1 protein-coding gene is annotated in these 461 nt (G+C 31.9%); it reads left to right on the forward strand.

What is annotated here, in order from left to right; genetic code table 11:
• Window positions 1–461: hypothetical protein (locus IY230_RS01820; RefSeq protein WP_196369637.1), on the forward strand; the 461-nt coding region annotated here is incomplete at both ends.

A 461-nucleotide genomic window follows, 5' to 3' on the forward strand; every position in this document is an offset into this window, starting at 1 on the left:
CATTTAGTGGAACAATTGATATTTTAGGAATCGTAGATACATTACTTCTAGATCAAACATCTGGCGGCATTAGTAAAGCTGGTGTTAGACATATTTATGGTTCAAGAATTATTGATAACCTACTAACAAGAGTTATTGAACATGAACGAACACACCAAATGGTAGCAGACGTAATTAATCATTACTTAGGTGAAGTAGAAACTAGATTAGATGTAAGCTTATCAAGAGTAGTAGCTTCTGAATTAGAAATTAGTAAAGCATTAGTAGATGAAGCAGCAACTGTTCATTTATTAGAAGCTATTCAATCACTTGGCGTAAGTGAAATTAATGAATTAACAAGTATTAGAACATTAAGTGAAGTAGCAGACTTACTTGATTTAAGAGCAAGTGATGAAAAAGCAATGAAGTTATTTAGTACTCCTGTCTTAGAGCATGCCTTAAAAATAGGTTTAAGCCATAAT

The sequence above is a fragment of the Acholeplasma laidlawii genome (assembly GCF_015709225.1).
Lineage (GTDB): Bacteria > Bacillota_I > Bacilli_A > Acholeplasmatales > Acholeplasmataceae > Acholeplasma > Acholeplasma laidlawii_A.